At 39.8% G+C, this 16,761-nt stretch carries 12 protein-coding genes; 9 read left to right on the top strand and 3 right to left on the bottom strand.

Features of this window, described 5'->3' with window-relative positions; translation table 11 throughout:
- The 3 genes from HP439_RS03040 to HP439_RS03030 form a co-directional block, all read right to left on the bottom strand.
- Positions 1-1,581 (bottom strand): glycoside hydrolase family 28 protein, encoded by a 1,581-nt coding sequence (locus HP439_RS03040; RefSeq protein WP_172388875.1) that lies wholly within the window; start codon positions 1,579-1,581, stop codon positions 1-3.
- Positions 1,581-3,119, bottom strand: a complete 1,539-nt coding sequence (locus HP439_RS03035) for an MGH1-like glycoside hydrolase domain-containing protein (protein ID WP_216657750.1) — start codon at positions 3,117-3,119, stop codon at positions 1,581-1,583. The genes HP439_RS03040 and HP439_RS03035 overlap by 1 nt, the downstream gene beginning before the upstream one ends.
- A 164-nt stretch (positions 3,120-3,283) precedes the next feature.
- Positions 3,284-6,037, bottom strand: a complete 2,754-nt coding sequence (locus tag HP439_RS03030) for a hypothetical protein (RefSeq protein WP_172388874.1) — start codon at positions 6,035-6,037, stop codon at positions 3,284-3,286.
- A 417-nt stretch (positions 6,038-6,454) separates the two neighbouring features.
- On the opposite strand from HP439_RS03030, the gene HP439_RS03025 reads away from it, so the two are divergent.
- The 9 genes from HP439_RS03025 to ilvC all read left to right on the top strand — a co-directional run bounded on the left by HP439_RS03025 (position 6,455) and on the right by ilvC (position 16,676).
- Positions 6,455-7,051 (top strand): hypothetical protein, encoded by a 597-nt coding sequence (locus HP439_RS03025; protein ID WP_172388873.1) that lies wholly within the window; start codon positions 6,455-6,457, stop codon positions 7,049-7,051.
- Between the two features lie 266 nt (positions 7,052-7,317).
- On the top strand, positions 7,318-8,820 hold the full coding sequence (gene atpD / locus HP439_RS03020; protein ID WP_172388872.1) for a F0F1 ATP synthase subunit beta: 1,503 nt from the start codon (positions 7,318-7,320) through the stop codon (positions 8,818-8,820).
- 147 nt (positions 8,821-8,967) lie between these two features.
- Positions 8,968-9,213, top strand: coding sequence for an ATP synthase F1 subunit epsilon (gene atpC / locus HP439_RS03015; RefSeq protein ID WP_172388871.1), 246 nt, complete (start codon positions 8,968-8,970; stop codon positions 9,211-9,213).
- 401 nt (positions 9,214-9,614) lie between these two features.
- Complete coding sequence (locus HP439_RS03010; protein ID WP_343043504.1) at positions 9,615-10,571, top strand: branched-chain amino acid transaminase; 957 nt, start codon at positions 9,615-9,617, stop codon at positions 10,569-10,571.
- Entirely contained in the window at positions 10,555-12,255 is a 1,701-nt protein-coding gene (ilvD, locus tag HP439_RS03005) for a dihydroxy-acid dehydratase (RefSeq protein ID WP_172388870.1), read from the top strand. Before HP439_RS03010 ends, ilvD begins: the two co-directional genes overlap by 17 nt.
- A gap of 90 nt (positions 12,256-12,345) precedes the next feature.
- Positions 12,346-14,088, top strand: a complete 1,743-nt coding sequence (ilvB, locus tag HP439_RS03000; RefSeq protein WP_172388869.1) for a biosynthetic-type acetolactate synthase large subunit — start codon at positions 12,346-12,348, stop codon at positions 14,086-14,088.
- Position 14,089: 1 nt separating this feature from the next.
- The gene (gene ilvN / locus HP439_RS02995) at positions 14,090-14,680 is read left to right on the top strand and encodes an acetolactate synthase small subunit (RefSeq protein WP_172388868.1); all 591 of its coding nucleotides are present in this window, start codon (positions 14,090-14,092) and stop codon (positions 14,678-14,680) included.
- Between the two features lie 3 nt (positions 14,681-14,683).
- Positions 14,684-15,169, top strand: a complete 486-nt coding sequence (locus tag HP439_RS02990; protein WP_172388867.1) for a DinB family protein — start codon at positions 14,684-14,686, stop codon at positions 15,167-15,169.
- 25 nt (positions 15,170-15,194) lie between these two features.
- Complete coding sequence (gene ilvC / locus HP439_RS02985) at positions 15,195-16,676, top strand: ketol-acid reductoisomerase (protein ID WP_172388866.1); 1,482 nt, start codon at positions 15,195-15,197, stop codon at positions 16,674-16,676.
- Positions 16,677-16,761 lie beyond the last annotated feature (85 nt).

The following is a 16,761-nucleotide window of genomic DNA, read 5'->3' as shown; positions in this document are numbered from 1 at the left end:
TTACTTTTTATTGCCAACATTATTCATCAAACTAACCCCTTTATCACTACCCGACAAAACAGTTTTAACATTAGAAAAATTATTACTATGTAAGTATATATTATCATTTGTATCCCCTTCAAGCGTCAGAAAAACTCTGGTATCTTTGATTGGAAAATTCTGTTGTATATTCGCCTCCTTTACCCCATTAAATAATAACAACGGTTTATCAGTTAACGGCGTGAAATTTTGAATACCGGTTAAACTCAATTGTTCGACGTTTGTTGCCTTTAAAAATGGTTCACCTGAAACTTCCACTTGCACATTATTAAAAGTAAGTCGTTTCGCATTCTCAATCTCGAAGCCCCCGGTAGCCTTCATATTGATATTAGTAAAACTAACATTTTCAACAGGCATCTCTTCTAACCCACGAATCAATGCTACGCTATTCGTTGACCCTGCCATATCACTTATAAACACATTTTTAAATAGCGGAGTACGCTCACTAATCGGTTCTACATCAGTCTTTGCATATTGCATATTAAGAACGATTGCATGATCACGAATATTCCGCATAACGATATTACTTACGCGAATGTTTTCTACAACTCCGCCCCTTCCTCGGGCAGTTTTTAACCGGATACCTCGATCTGTACCATCAAATACACAATTTGAGATAACAATATTTTTCACGCCGCCGGACATTTCACTTCCAATTACCACCCCTCCGTGTCCTCGAAGCATCGTACAATTGGTTATTGTATAATTTTCAGCTGGAATATTCACTTTTCTCCCCGACCGATCTTTTCCAGATTTAATAGTGATACAATCGTCTCCCACTGAGATATGACAATTAGCAATATGGACATTACTACAGGACTCGGGATTAATTCCGTCGGTGTTAGGAGATGGTGGATTGTCGATCGTCACTCCATCGACAGTCACATTATTACAATATTGTGGATTTATTGTCCAAAAAGGTGAATTTTGAATTTTTATATCCTTTATCTGTATGTTGTTGCAATTCAGAAACTGTATAAACGGCGGGCGCAAAAAACCCCGCTCAATCCATCCTGGAAGGTCTGGCGCAAGTACATCTTTATTCAATCTTTTAAACTCCTTTTGCCATTTAGTTTCCTCTCCTTCCTTTTGATTGCGAATTGTAACTTCGGAATAGCCCCACCATTTCTTACCGTGTCCATCGATTAGTCCACGTCCAACGATTGCGATATTCTCTAATCCCTCTCCATATATAAAAGGCGAAAAATTCGTTACTTCAGTACCTTCCCAACGAGATTTTACCATCGGTAGATAATCATCAAAATTATCACTAAAGTGGAGCTCCGCTCCGGCATCGATAAATAGCGTTATATTACTTTTAAAGTGGATGGGGCCTGTGATATATTTCCCTGCGGGAAAGTAAACCGTCCCACCGCCTTTTGCAGCAGCAGCATCAATTGCGTTGGCAATAGCTCGGGTATTGATACTTGTACTATCGTTCTTACCGCCGTAGTCCATTACGTTATAAAAAGCTTGTCCATGTACGAGTTGCCCCGCCAGCGTTATAAAAGCTAGTAGCATTAAGGATACTTTTCTTATCATTATAATTTAATCTTTATTGGTTTTAATTGTTTTGAGTTTGCGGCTAGCTTACCATCGATATAAACCAGCAGTCCTTTCCCTTTATTATACTTCTTTCCAGTTTCGTCCCAGAAGATATCTACGATTTTATTTTTATACGGCAGCCCCTGTAGCGTAAAATACGACCATTCCCCTTCGGGAATCAATGGTTTTAAGAAAAAACTGCCATCGATACTTGGCTTAAACCCGATAAGATCTTGGATAACGATATCCGCAAAAGTTGAATGATTATAGAACTTACTTCGAGGATCATCGCCCTTTAGCCAATACCCCGTTTTTTCATCTTGGTATTCTCCAATATACGGCTTACCATCCATGACATGAGACGCTGCATATTGATGTACTGCATTATAAAAATCTGACTTTGATAGTGTTTTTGGTCCATATTTATAATCAACTAGGAAATTGGCCATACCTCTTAGTGTCTGTGAGCTTGCAAAAGGCCAAAGAGCACCATCCCACTCACAACTACTTCCTGTTCCTCGGGTTCGAAACGTCGGTTCTCTACGCTCCGCAGTTGTCAGACCCCATGGTGCATTAAAACCTGCGGTATCGATCACCTGCTTCCACGCTTGCGCAAAACTTTTTTTATCTGGAACAGCATGGAAATACCAAGGAATGAAGCCTATAGCCTCACGTGCAGAATGCAATTCACCTGTTTCCATTTTAGTTTTAAAGAAATCATCCTCATTGTCCCATAATGAATCTAATAATAGTCGCTGCAACCGTTGTGCCTTATCAACGTATACGTTCTCAAGACTATCGTTACCCGCTATATTTGCTATTTTTGCAAGGGCAGTTGCGTTCCCAAGCATATAGCTATTTATTGTCGGTCGCATATTCTCCTGTTTCCTTGCTCCCGACACAGATTCTTCCATACCATCACGCACGTCATATTGCCAAAACATTCCATTATCCAATAGACGTTCCTCTTCCCATTTTAGATAGTCTTTATCTAAATCGACCAACCGATTGACAAGATAGTCCTGATCGTTGTCAACCATATAATAGGCGAGCAGAGCATCAGGAACCCAAGAACTAAATTGATGAAAACGATCTCGACCTTGTCCCGAATCAGCGTGATACAAGAAAAAGTCGATATATTCTTTTAAAAAATCGCCTTTACGAAGCCATCTGCCTTCGTAAATGTGGTGACCGAGGGCACAGCTAATTGAGTTATATTTACCGGCATGTTTAACCGGTTCAATAAATTCGGTAAGAATAGTGCCTTCAGGTGTTTCCTTAATGTGCTTTCGAAACGACCACCAACGGAAATAATAAATTTCTTCTAAGGTACTATCTGGGCAAGCAAAAAAAGGCACATTCTCTTTCATCCATTTTGCAGATGCCTTATTTGGAATCTTATTAACAACAGCCTCATCATCCTGGCTATTAAACTTGGCAACATAGTCGTCGATTTTGCTCTCTAACGCCCCTTGACCAAACACACAGAATGGCAGAAGAGATAATAGAGCACATGCAATTTTATTAAATTTCATACGTGAACAAGCAGGATACAACCGTATTGGAACCTTCCAAGAACGGTAGGAATGCGCCTACGTTTCGTCATTCCTGATAATATTTTTTCTATTCGTTTTAAATTGATATGATCTATTAGTTGAAATCTGCGGATCCATTATAACAAACCAATACATTCTATTTGCTATAATTTAGTTTCTTGATAATATCCAAAAAGATCATCCATGTCATCTCCCTGATTTTCAACATCTGCATTACGTGGCGATTGCAGTTCTTTATCCTTCACAAACCCGAGGATCAAAACTTCACCTTTCGGTATTTTCAGCTCGTTTTTTCCTTTGCCGAATGAATAGCTATGAATATCGATCATAGGCATATATTGAACACGCATCGCGTTTCTAATTTTAGCTTCTGCCTGTCCATAGTCATTTGCAGTGGCATCAATCTCTAGGACCGGTTTCGGAGCAAAGACTTTATCTGTATTGTTAAAATATCCCACCAATATTTTAACAGGTTCTTCACTCTCAAACTGGAGCGTGGTACCTTCGAGTTTTTGTTTTTCGGAATTGATAACAACAGCCGATAGGCCTTCCAGTTCATTTGCTAAATGCGTAACTACAAGCTCCTGGTCTTCGTATAATTTTGCACCTTTTTTGAGGGGAACAAGAGTTATATTTGCTTTGACGTTAACCTGATTATCGACAAGAAACGCAACTTGTTCTTTCTTTTCTCCCGTCACTGTTGCCAAAGAATCTATAGACTTTTTAAAATTAAGAAACTCCTGTTCATAAACTGGCAACATCTCCCGCCAATGTTTGTAGTGCCCATCAACACCACGCATAGGAATTTTACGCGTTTTGGTCTGCATACTGTTGGCGTAAAGATAACTATCTTGTGTGAGGTCGGTTAACGTTCTATATGCCTCAACGCTTTTTTGAAAGTCCGGAACCGCATCGCGCAAATCTTGGATATCCTTAGACGTTTTATAGGCCAATAGCTGAATTGCAGCCTTAACTTTATAGCTATAATGTTCTGCTAATGCTTTGTGAATCTTAATGTCGTGCAGTAATCGATCAAATTCTTCTCTATTTCTATGCGCAACCCCGAAAAGACCGTTAGTCGCTTGTAAAGCTATATTCGCATGGTTTACAATTTCATCAGCAACCTGAATGGGTGTTTCTCCCGTATGTGGCAATCCCTTTGCCTCTTTTTCGGCGTAGTCGATAATCATCTCTCCCACCGGGGCTTCAGATTCATAAAGCAAAGTAAAAAGTCCATATCGATAGGGATTAATTAACTGTGTCATCAGCATTCCTAGCGAAGAAGTCTGTCTATTACCATCGGTGATACCAAATCTGCGCAATATTTTAGGCGATATTTCACCGATCTCATTCAAAGCCAATAGTAATCGACTTGCTTGATCGCTACTAATACCATAAAAATCGACAAGTTGCGACGTCCAATATGACTTTTCCTCTGCCTCGCCTCGTTCCTGCTTCCATGCATAACGGGCCCAAGCGCGATACCACATCCAATCTCGTTCTACTTGAAGAAGCCGTTTCTCCGTTTTATCCGCTGAATACGGCCAATCCCAGTAGGATGCCTGGGGATAGATATGTACACCATTAGAAAAATGAATATCGTGCATTCCTTTAACCGATTTTTGAATGAACTCTGGAGCAGCGTACCGAAATGGCTCCAAGTTTGCCAAGATGTGGACATTTTGTATATGCACGGTACCAATACTTCCCAATTTTTGATGCAGTTCAGCCCACTTTCCATGTGTCTCATAAGTGGTCAAGGCTTCACCATTGAATTTAGCCATCGTATACAAATTGTTATATATAGGCTTTGCTGCCTGCATTACGGCTGGTGCATCTGTATCATGCGCGCGTAAAATAATCGGAGGCTCAACATCGTTTCCTTGCGCTTTCAGACCTTGCTTTACACCCGGGATAATCGTCTTAGTAAACCAGTCTATATCATCTTGGCCTACGCCTTCCATCGCTTCTCCTAGAGTAATAAGCAACCCTACGTTCGGATATTTCTCAACGAATGCCGCGATAGATTTCTGCGTATAATCAGCAATCAAAGGGGTAATAACGCGATTACGTTCCTGCGTTTTCAGGTTATGCTTCTCTGCGAAAGGCTTTGGTAGAATTATATTGTAAAACATCTGAATAATCCAAATACCTCTTTTATTGGCTTCCTCGGTAAGAAAACTATAAATTTCTTCATTTTTCTTAAATGTTTCTTCATTCACTTCTAAAGCATAAGGATAGTCCTTGAGTTTCACCAAAGAAGAAAACGGATGTCCGTTCCACAGATACAAAGTATTATACTTGTTTTCAAGTAACATATCGAGATACTGTACCCATAGATCTTTATCATAGAACCAAGGAAAAAGTTCTTCTGTGTATGGGTATTCATATACATCACGGCCGGGGAGGTACGCTGTTTTTTGCAATCCAATAGCGGTACCGCGCAAGAGCATTTCCGGCTTCTCAAAGATTCGAACTTGAGCTAAAGTATCAATTGATTGCCCAGACACTTGTTCAGCCGCATATACAAGTCCCGATTCATCTGCTGCCAAAATGAGAAGTGGACTGGTCTTATCTTTCCTATATATAAGGTAGGATTCTGATTTATCTAAGCTGTCTAGAAATGTTTTGGGAACGAAATCCTCCCAACATTTAAGAGCTGCTATCCCAACAATAATGTCTTTTGATCCATATTGAGATTGACGTTGAAAAATTTTGTCCTCTGTTTTTGTCTTTGTATATGAATGGAGTTTTTGCAGAGCATATTGAAAACGCTGTTCATTAACCACAGAGCTGTCGCAGTAGTGTACCTGAGCAGATTGTGCAAACATATCATTTCCCGCAGTTGTAAACCACAAGACAATCAATACCCCAAAATACTTACAATATTTTATCATAGTTAGTTACCATTTTAGTTATTCTTGCCTTTCGCGAATAACAAGCTCCACATCTGTAAACGCTTTTTGTTCAACCCAGACAAATCAATTTAACTCGTCTATATTGGATATTCAAATAAACGATTTTACAATAAGCTATTCCTCCGCATAATTATCCAATCCTTACAAAATATTACCATCGGCACCGAATGAACAGCACCAATAAGGTAATTCTATAGCCAACATACTACATTATTTCATCTCTAAATCGAACAAACGTTACCTAAACTAACAGGTGTACTACAGTCAATTACCCCTTTAAAAACATTTATTTTTGGGATTTCCTTATTAATTATCCAATTTTACGGCGATTCACCGAACAATAATTTCACAATTATGGTGTTATAAAATGTATACCATACTAATTACTTCAATTCTATGTTAAAAAGAGTTCTGCTATTCACATTTACCATTTGCGTGTCGATCGCATTTGGGCAGGAAAGACCCATGCTTCCCTATGCCATTCAAAAAGGAACATTGAACGAGCAGTTTATCAATCTAAGTAACCTATCTAGATCCCAAGACGCCTCGTTTAAGCTAATACGAAAGACCAATTTAGAAATCGTCCGTAGAAACGTGTTAGACTCTATCGGCCAATACAAGAAAGAAATTGCTACTTTAGTTGAGAGCTCCTCTTCTTCTACAGGAACTATAAAAGCACTGAAAGATTCCGTTTCCAGTCTAGATGCGGATTTACAAAATGAAAAAAAATTAACGAGCTCCATTCGATTCCTTGGAATTGATTTTGCGAAAGGTACGTACCATACAATCGTATGGATTATTATCGTTGTGTTAGCAATTTTATTTTTAGTAACCTTAGCGTCATTCCGAAAAGCACGAATTGACACGGTCGAACACAAGAAAACCGCAGACGAGTTTCAAGAAGAGTTACAAACACTTCGAAAAAAATCAATGGAAAAAGAACAGTTGTTGAAAAGACAACTATTGGACGAGCAAATGAAACGCAACTCGTAATCCATTAATGAATAAAGAAGCCTAATATTTAAGGTGATGTCATTTCTTTATTGTTCGTTAATGATAGGAAAAATGGTTACGTCACCTATATTTGTTACACCCAAATTCAGGTTTTTAACCCGCTAACAAGGAAAGAGAGGGAAAAAATAAATTAATATCAATAAGCGTTTTGCTTTTAACGAGATATAACTTATTTTTGCATTCCAAAATCTAGGTGGCGAGACCATCTGTTTTAAATTGATTAATAAATATTTAGTCCCTATAATATGCCCAATATTGGTAAAATAGCGCAGATTATCGGCCCGGTAGTTGATGTAAACTTCGCCGACAATGACAGTCTTCCTAAGATTTACGACGCATTATTCATTGAAAAAGACAATGGACAACGTGTTGTATTAGAAGTCCAACAACACTTAGGACAGGAAAGTGTACGTACAATCGCCATGGATGCAACCGAAGGATTGGTTCGTGGAATGCATGTAGTAGATACAGGAGCTCCTATTAAAATGCCAATTGGTGAGGAGATCAAAGGCCGCGTATTTAACGTAGTTGGTGATGCAATCGATGGTATCAAGAACTTAGATAAAGAAAACGGCCGTCCTATCCACAATGTGCCACCTAAATTTGATGAACTATCTACTGAATCAGAAGTATTATTTACAGGCATTAAAGTAATCGATTTATTAGAACCATATGCAAAAGGTGGTAAAATTGGTTTATTCGGTGGTGCTGGCGTTGGTAAAACAGTATTGATTCAAGAGTTAATCAATAACATCGCAAAGGGACACGGAGGACTATCTGTATTCGCAGGTGTTGGCGAACGTACTCGTGAGGGAAATGATTTATTGCGTGAAATGCTTGAATCTGGCATTATCAAATATGGTGATCAATTTATGGAAGGCATGGAAAAAGGCGAATGGCCTTTGGACCAGGTTGACAGTGAATTGATGAAAGAATCAAAATGTACATTCGTCTTCGGACAAATGAATGAGCCTCCCGGAGCACGTGCTCGGGTCGCTTTATCGGGTCTTACTGTTGCGGAATATTTCCGTGATGGCGATGGACAAGGTCAAGGTCGTGACGTTCTTTTCTTTATTGACAACATTTTCCGTTTCACACAAGCGGGGTCTGAAGTATCAGCCCTTCTTGGACGTATGCCTTCGGCTGTTGGGTACCAACCGACCCTCGCAACAGAAATGGGTTTAATGCAGGAGCGTATCACATCGACTAAAAACGGTTCAATTACATCGGTTCAAGCAGTTTATGTTCCTGCCGATGATTTAACTGACCCTGCTCCGGCTACCACATTTGCTCACTTAGATGCGACAACAGTATTATCGCGTAAAATTGCCGAGTTAGGTATCTACCCTGCTGTGGATCCCCTAGATTCAACTTCAAGAATCCTTTCTCCAGCAGTTTTAGGTGACGAACACTACAACACTGCACAACGCGTTAAAGAAATTTTACAACGCTACAAAGAGCTTCAAGATATCATCGCTATCTTAGGTATGGACGAGCTTTCTGAAGAAGATAAATTAACTGTTCAGCGTGCACGCCGTGTCCAACGTTTTTTATCACAGCCTTTCCACGTTGCAGAGCAATTTACAGGATTGAAAGGCGTACTTGTCGATATTAAAGATACAATCAAAGGATTCAACATGATTATCGACGGGGAAGTTGACGAATATCCTGAAGCGGCCTTCAATCTAGTCGGTGGTATTGAAGACGCTATCGAAAAAGGCAAAAAACTATTAGCAGAGGCAGTTTAATTAGATATTAGCTTCTTCCTGTCAAAAATATTCATGAGCTAACAACTAGTGTGTTAGCTCATATTAAAAGCCGATCAGCCTCAATTAAATGGGCCGAAAAGCGAAAACTTCAAGACAGGTACTCTAACATCTAAAAAAAGCACTTGAATGAAATTAACGATCATTACTCCAGATAAATTAGCATACGATGGTGAAGTTACGGCAGTAACAGTACCAGGTAGCGCTGGTTCTTTTCAAATATTAAAAGATCACGCTCCTATCGTCTCCACTTTGGATGACGGAAAGGTTATTATTAAAGATAACCAAGGGGAAACCGTCCTTGTAATTAAAGGCGGTGTCGTGGAAGCTAAGGAAAACTTAATTACAGTATTAGCAGAGGGTATCGTGGAATAATCTTCTTAGTCATAATACTAAAAATACAAACGTCCTTATAACATTATGTTCTAAGGACGTTTTTTTTCATCTATAACTTTTGAGACAAAACATATCCTCTGCTGTCTTTCAAATAGCGTTCATTTTCGTTTTAAATCTTCGGGTTTAAACGCTTAGTTTTTCAAAAACTTTATCACTAGAAGCATTTTTAGGAAGAATTTTCTCTTTTTTTTATGGAATCTTCATTTATTAGGATTATACCGATTTTAATTTTAGTCTACGAAGATCAAAATTAAATTTGGCTTATCTTAAATAAAATAAAACATAGGAGCAAAAAGTAATAGAAAACAAAATAATAAACTTTTTTAAAATAAATTAATTTGCTATTGTAAACAATTACGAATACACCTAACTTAACAAAAGTGAAATTCCTACGCGCCTTATCTATCGAAAGAAGGCATTCGCAACAGGGAAAACCGAGGGATGTTATGCAATATTACAATCAAGACACCTACATTTATTTAGAGGGTGAGTTCATTAAAGCCACTGAGGCTGGAATCGATCTATTCGGACAGTCATTGCACTACGGTTATGGTGCCTTTGAAGGCCTACGTGCATACAGCACGCTTCATGGTACCCGTATCTTTAAAGCTGAAGAACATTTTGCAAGGCTGAAGAGATCTTGCGAATCAGTTAACCTTCCCTATATCTGGGATAATCAAACTTTAGTTGAAAGATCCTATCACTTACTAGAAGTAAACAATCTACGTGCAGCCTACATTCGGCCACTTGTATTCAGTGGTTCGAATATGCATTTGACAGCTGCGAAGGAATCAAAAATAATGATTGCCGCATGGGAATGGGGACCATACTTAGGTCAAAATTTGTTACGCGTCTGCACTTCAAAAGTACAACGCCCTAGTCCAAAATCATTCTGTATCGATGCTAAAGTCTCTGGCCAGTATATCAACTCAATCTTGGCATCAAATGAAGCAACAAAAAAAGGATTTGACGAAGCTATTCTACTAGATGAACAAGGATACGTGGCGCAAGCATCTAGTGAAAACCTTTTTATCGAGAAAGACTTCAAGTTGTACACACCTCCACTAGGCAATGTGTTTCCTGGAATTACGCGCCAAACGGTTATAGAAATATGTAAAGAACTAAATATCGATATTATAGAAAAAAAGCTGACGATTGATGACCTTAAGAATGCAGAAAGTGCGTTTTTAAGTGGTACTGCTGCTGAAATTATCGGGATAAAACAAATCGACGAAACAAGTTATAAAGAAGAATGGGAGCACACAATCGGCGCCACCATCCAAAGAAAGTATAAAAAATTAGTATTAGAAGAAGAGAATTATGAAGTCATCATCTGACAAGGAAAAAGCGTTAAACAAATACAGCCGCATCTTTACACAAGATGAAACCCAACCAGCTGCTAAAGCAATGCTTTACGGTATTGGTTTAACAGACGCTGATATGAATAAAGCACAAGTCGGAATCGCTAGTATGGGCTACGATGGGAACACTTGTAACATGCATTTAAATGACCTAGCACAAGTGGTCAAAAAGGGTGTATGGGCAAATGATTTGGTGGGTCTTACTTTTGGCACCATCGGAGTGAGTGATGGCATGAGTAACGGAACCGACGGAATGCGTTATTCTCTAGTTTCTCGAGACGTTATCGCGGACAGTATAGAGACAATTTGTGGAGGACAATATTACGATGGACTTATTGCGATTCCCGGATGTGACAAAAATATGCCTGGTGCTATTATGGCAATGGGCCGTTTGGATCGCCCTGCAATTATGGTATATGGCGGAACTATAGCACCTGGACACTATAAGGGTGAAGAGTTGAACATTGTATCTGCATTTGAAGCTTTAGGACAACGCGTGTGCGGCAATATGTCAGATGAAGATTTTGAAGGGATCATAAAACATACCTGCCCTGGCGCAGGCGCTTGCGGGGGGATGTATACAGCCAATACGATGGCTTCTGCAATCGAAGCTTTAGGAATGAGCTTGCCTTACTCTGCCTCCAATCCTGCCGTTTCCCAAGAGAAGAAGGACGAGTGTGTCGAAGCGGGTAAATATATTAAAGTGTTATTAGAAAAAGACATTAAACCTTCCGATATTATGACGCGTAAAGCGTTCGAAAATGCCTTGCGTTCGATAATCATTCTAGGAGGAAGTACCAACGCTGTATTACACTTTATTGCCATCGGTAAGTCTGTAGGTATCGAAATTACCCAAGATGACTTTCAACGTATGTCAGATACAACACCGGTATTAGCTGATTTCAAGCCATCAGGAAAATACCTAATGCAAGATCTTCATCAATATGGTGGTACACCAGCAGTCCTTAAATATCTATTGGACGAAGGCCTGCTACACGGAGATTGTATTACGGTTACTGGAAAAACCTTGGCAGAAAATTTAGCTAACGTAAAATCGATTATCGATTACGATCAACCGATAATACAAAAATTAAACAACCCGATTAAGGCAACCGGGCATTTGCAAATCCTTTACGGAAACTTAGCAGAAAAAGGATCTGTTGCCAAAATATCTGGGAAAGAGGGAGAGAAGTTCGTTGGCCCGGCACGTGTGTTTGATGGAGAGCATGATCTTGTAACAGGCGTCTCAACAGGTCGCATTAAACCAGGCGATGTTGTGGTTATCAAAAATGAGGGTCCAATAGGTGCGCCTGGCATGCCGGAAATGCTGAAACCAACTTCCTTGATAATTGGTGCGGGTTTAGGGAATTCTATCGCATTGATCACCGATGGTCGTTTCTCAGGAGGAACGCATGGCTTCGTTGTTGGACATATCACACCTGAGGCTTATCAGGGCGGACTTATCGGACTTGTGGAAGATGACGATATCATCGAAATTGATGCTGTAAATAACAGGATTAATCTCCGCGTGGATGAGCAAATAATAGCAGAACGTCGCGCAAACTGGAAGCAGCCTGCATTAAAAGTCACCAAAGGTGTTCTTTATAAATATGCAAAAACGGTATCAGACGCATCAGAAGGATGTGTTACTGACCAATAACAAGCGATAAAACACGCATAGAAGAGAATAATATTAGTGAAACGAAAAGTAGATTTATACTTTTCTGCTATAACTTTTTACTTAAAAAAAATGAGTACACTGGAAAAAACGGAAACAAAGCCAGAACAAAATACGACAACGGCGACACAACTAAGCGGGTCGCAAGCCGTATTGGAAGCTTTGATCCACGAGGGAGTAGAAACCATATTCGGTTATCCAGGAGGCGCAATTATGCCTATTTATGACGCATTGTATGACTACAATGATAGATTGAAACATATCCTAGTCCGTCATGAACAAGGTGGCGTACACGCGGCGCAAGGCTACGCGCGAACTTCTGGTCGCGTCGGCGTAGCATTTGCAACAAGTGGACCCGGAGCAACCAACTTAGTGACAGGGTTAGCAGACGCAATGATAGATAGTAATCCGATTGTTTGTATCACAGGACAAGTATTCGCTTCCTTGCTAGGGACAGATGCTTTCCAAGAAACAGATGTGATCAACATTACTACTCCAGTAACTAAATGGAACTATCAAATAACAGATGCCAGTGAAATCCCAGGTGCATTAGCAAAAGCTTTTCACATTGCATCGACAGGCCGTCCGGGACCCGTCTTGATCGATATTACGAAAAATGCGCAATTGCAGTTATTCGATTATCAGGGATATAATAAATGCGACCATATTCGTAGCTACAGACCAAAACCCATAGTTCGTAAAGAATATATAGAACAGGCTGCTGAGTTAATCAACGCCGCGAAAAAGCCTTTTGTCATTTTTGGTCAGGGCATAATCCTGGGAAAGGCAGAGCAAGACTTCAAAAATTTTATAGAGAAGGGCGGTTTTCCAGCTGCAACGACCGTCATGGGCTTGAGTGCATTAGAAACAGATCACCCACAACATGTGGGTATGTTAGGAATGCACGGCAACTACGCGCCTAACGTGATGACAAACGAATGTGATGTATTAATTGCTATCGGGATGCGTTTTGATGACCGTGTAACCGGTCGATTAGATAAATACGCCAAACAAGCAAAAGTAATTCATTTAGACATCGACCCAGCAGAGATCGACAAAAATGTAAAAGCTACTATTCCGGTCTGGGGAGATTGTAAAGAAACATTGCCATTACTTACTGAGCTCATTCAGTCAAATGATCACCGAGAATGGTTGGCTCAATTCCGTGAATTAGAAGCTGAAGAGATCAAAGAAGTAATTCACCCTGAATTAAATCCTACTTCAGATATCTTAACTATGGGAGAAGTAGTTCGCTTATTAAACGAGCTCACAAATGGAGACGCAGTTATTGTTTCTGATGTAGGCCAGCACCAGATGGTTGCCTGTCGTTACGCAAAATTCAACCAATCGAAATCTAACGTCACTTCGGGTGGATTGGGTACGATGGGGTTTGGTCTTCCGGCGGCCATTGGCGCTTGGTACGGAGCCCCTCACAGAGATGTAATTGCTATAATTGGTGATGGAGGAATACAAATGACGATCCAAGAGCTAGGGACCATCATGCAATTTGGTGCTAAGGTGAAAATTTTGATATTAAACAACGAATTCTTAGGAATGGTCCGTCAATGGCAACAACTATTTCACGACAAACGCTACTCTTTTGTAAATATTACCAGCCCTGACTTTGTCGCTGTAGCAAAAGGCTATTATATCGAAGGAAACAAAGTAAGCGAACGGGAGAAGTTAAAAGATGCGCTGAGAACAATGCTGGAACATGACGGGGCTTACCTCTTAGAAGTCATGGTAGGAAAAGAAAACAACGTATTCCCGATGGTTGCACAAGGTACTTCGGTATCCGAAATCAGATTGAAGTAAAATGGAAAAACAAGAATATACAATTACGTTATATACGGAAAACTCCATCGGTATGATCGGCCGTATATCTGGTATCTTCTCTAGACGTAAAATTAATATAGAGAGCTTGAACACCTCTCCTTCGGAAGTAGATGGCATTCATCGTTTCACAATCCTGATTAATGAAAGTGAGGAGGTAGTTCGTAAACTTTGTCGTCAAATTGAGAAACAGGTAGAGGTTTTAAAAGCATACTACAATACCGATGAAGAATTAATATGGCAAGAACAGGCTCTTTATAAAGTTCCGACAGACATTATCGCTGAAAAAGCACCGGTCGAACGCTTATTACGTGAGTATGGAGCATCAGCTGTCGTTATTCGAAATGACTATACAGTATTTGAAACGGCGGGACACCGTGAGGAGATCGATAAGCTGACAGCTGAACTTACGAAATACAAACTTATTGAGTTTGTACGTGGAGCACGCATCGCTATTATTAAAGATAGTGCAGGTTTCCATTCCAAATTAAAACAGTTTGAAAGGGAAGAGCCTTCCCAAGAAACTATTGAAAATGAATTCTTAGACCAAGCCGACAAGGTTTTTACGATGTAGCTCATGGAAAAAGAATTCAAGTTCATCATTGATACGCGAAAAGCATTTATAAGTTTAGTAGACGGACTGTCCATAGACGAGCTAAATCAAATTCCTGAAGGGTTCAATAATAACATCGCTTGGAACTTTGGGCACATCGTGGTTAGCACCCAAACGCTATGTTACGTCCGCACAGGGATAAAATCGGATGTGACCGACGTAAAATACGTACAGGCATACAAAAAGGATACGAAGCCTACCTATTTTATTTCTGCTGCAGAAATTCACGAGCTAAAAAGTATAGCCATCGCAAGTATTGAAAAAATACAATTGGATTACCAAAACGGACTATTTGCGAACGTTACACCGTTCTCAACGAGTACCTATGGTTCCACCCTGGCCACGTTTGACGACGTCCTTATTACAACTATAGGTCATGACAACCTTCATCTAGGATATGCACAAGCGCTGCGAAGAGCAATAAAAAGTAACAAACAACAATCGAATTAAAAAGAAAAAAATTAATAGCAAAACAATGGCAAATTATTTCAACACATTACCTCTTAGAGACCAACTTACGCAGTTGGGGCAAGCCGAATTTATGGATAATACGGAATTCGCAGACGGCATAACCGCTTTAAAGGGTAAAAAAATTGTAATCGTTGGTGCTGGTGCGCAAGGTTTAAATCAAGGTTTAAACCTGAGAGACAGCGGCTTAGACATCTCCTGTGCTTTACGTAAAGAAGCTATTGAACAAAAAAGAGATTCTTGGAAGAACGCAACAGACAATAACTTTACTGTTGGAACATATGATGACTTAATTCCCACAGCAGACCTTGTTATCAACTTGACACCAGATAAGCAACATACGGCCGTTGTTAATGCAGTGATGCCGTTAATGAAACAAGGGGCCGCACTATCCTACTCCCATGGCTTCAACGTTGTGGAAGAAGGCATGCAGATCCGTAAAGATATTACTGTGATCATGGTAGCTCCAAAATGTCCTGGATCGGAAGTACGTGCAGAATATTTAAGAGGGTTTGGTGTTCCTACTCTGATTGCTGTTCACCCAGAAAATGACCCCGAAGGTAAAGGATGGCCATACGCAAAAGCATACTGTGTTGGAACTGGAGGACACCGTGCGGGCGTATTAAAATCATCGTTCGTAGCCGAGGTAAAATCTGATTTAATGGGCGAACAAACTATCCTTTGTGGTTTGCTACAAACAGGTTCTATCTTATCATTTGACAAAATGATTGAGAAGGGCGTTGACGCCGGTTATGCTTCCAAATTAGTACAATATGGAGTAGAAGTAATCACAGAGGCACTGAAACATGGCGGCGTTAGCGGTATGTTAGACCGATTATCAAATCCTGCAAAAATCAAGGCCTTCCATATTTCTGAAGAATTAAAAGATATTATGCGTCCATTGTTCCAAAAACATCAAGACGATATTATGTCTGGCGAGTTCAGTAAGACGATGATGGAAGACTGGGCGAATGGCGATGCCAATCTACTAAAGTGGAGAGCTGAAACTGGAGAAACAGCATTCGAAAAAACACCAGCGGGGGATGTAAAGATTAATGAACAAGAATATTTTGACAATTACACTTTGATGGTAGCTTTCGTAAGAGCCGGTGTCGAACTTGCTTTTGAAACGATGGTAGAGGCTGGTATTAAGCCAGAATCCGCATATTACGAATCATTGCATGAAACGCCTCTTATTGCCAATACTATCGCGCGCAAGAAATTATTTGAAATGAACCGCGTAATCTCTGATACTGCAGAATATGGTTGTTACCTGTTTGATCAAGCTTGTAAACCGTTATTAACTGATTTCATGAAGAAAGTAGATACGGACCTTGTTGGTAAAAACTTTAATGACGGTAAAGATGGAGCAGTAGACAACGTACAGCTTGTTCAAATAAATGAAATTCTTCGTAATCACCCTGTGGAAATCGTCGGAACAAAACTCCGCAAGGCTATGACGGCAATGAAAGTTATTAAAACTGTTTAATAATTTCGTAAATTTGATGGTTATTTAGGGGTAAAATTAACGCATTTTTAATTTTACCCCTAAATGCTAGTCACCTAGCTCAAAA

It is taken from the genome of Sphingobacterium shayense (genome assembly GCF_013179575.1).
In the GTDB taxonomy this organism is placed as follows: domain Bacteria; phylum Bacteroidota; class Bacteroidia; order Sphingobacteriales; family Sphingobacteriaceae; genus Sphingobacterium; species Sphingobacterium shayense.
This window is presented reverse-complemented; position numbering and strand designations above follow the sequence as displayed.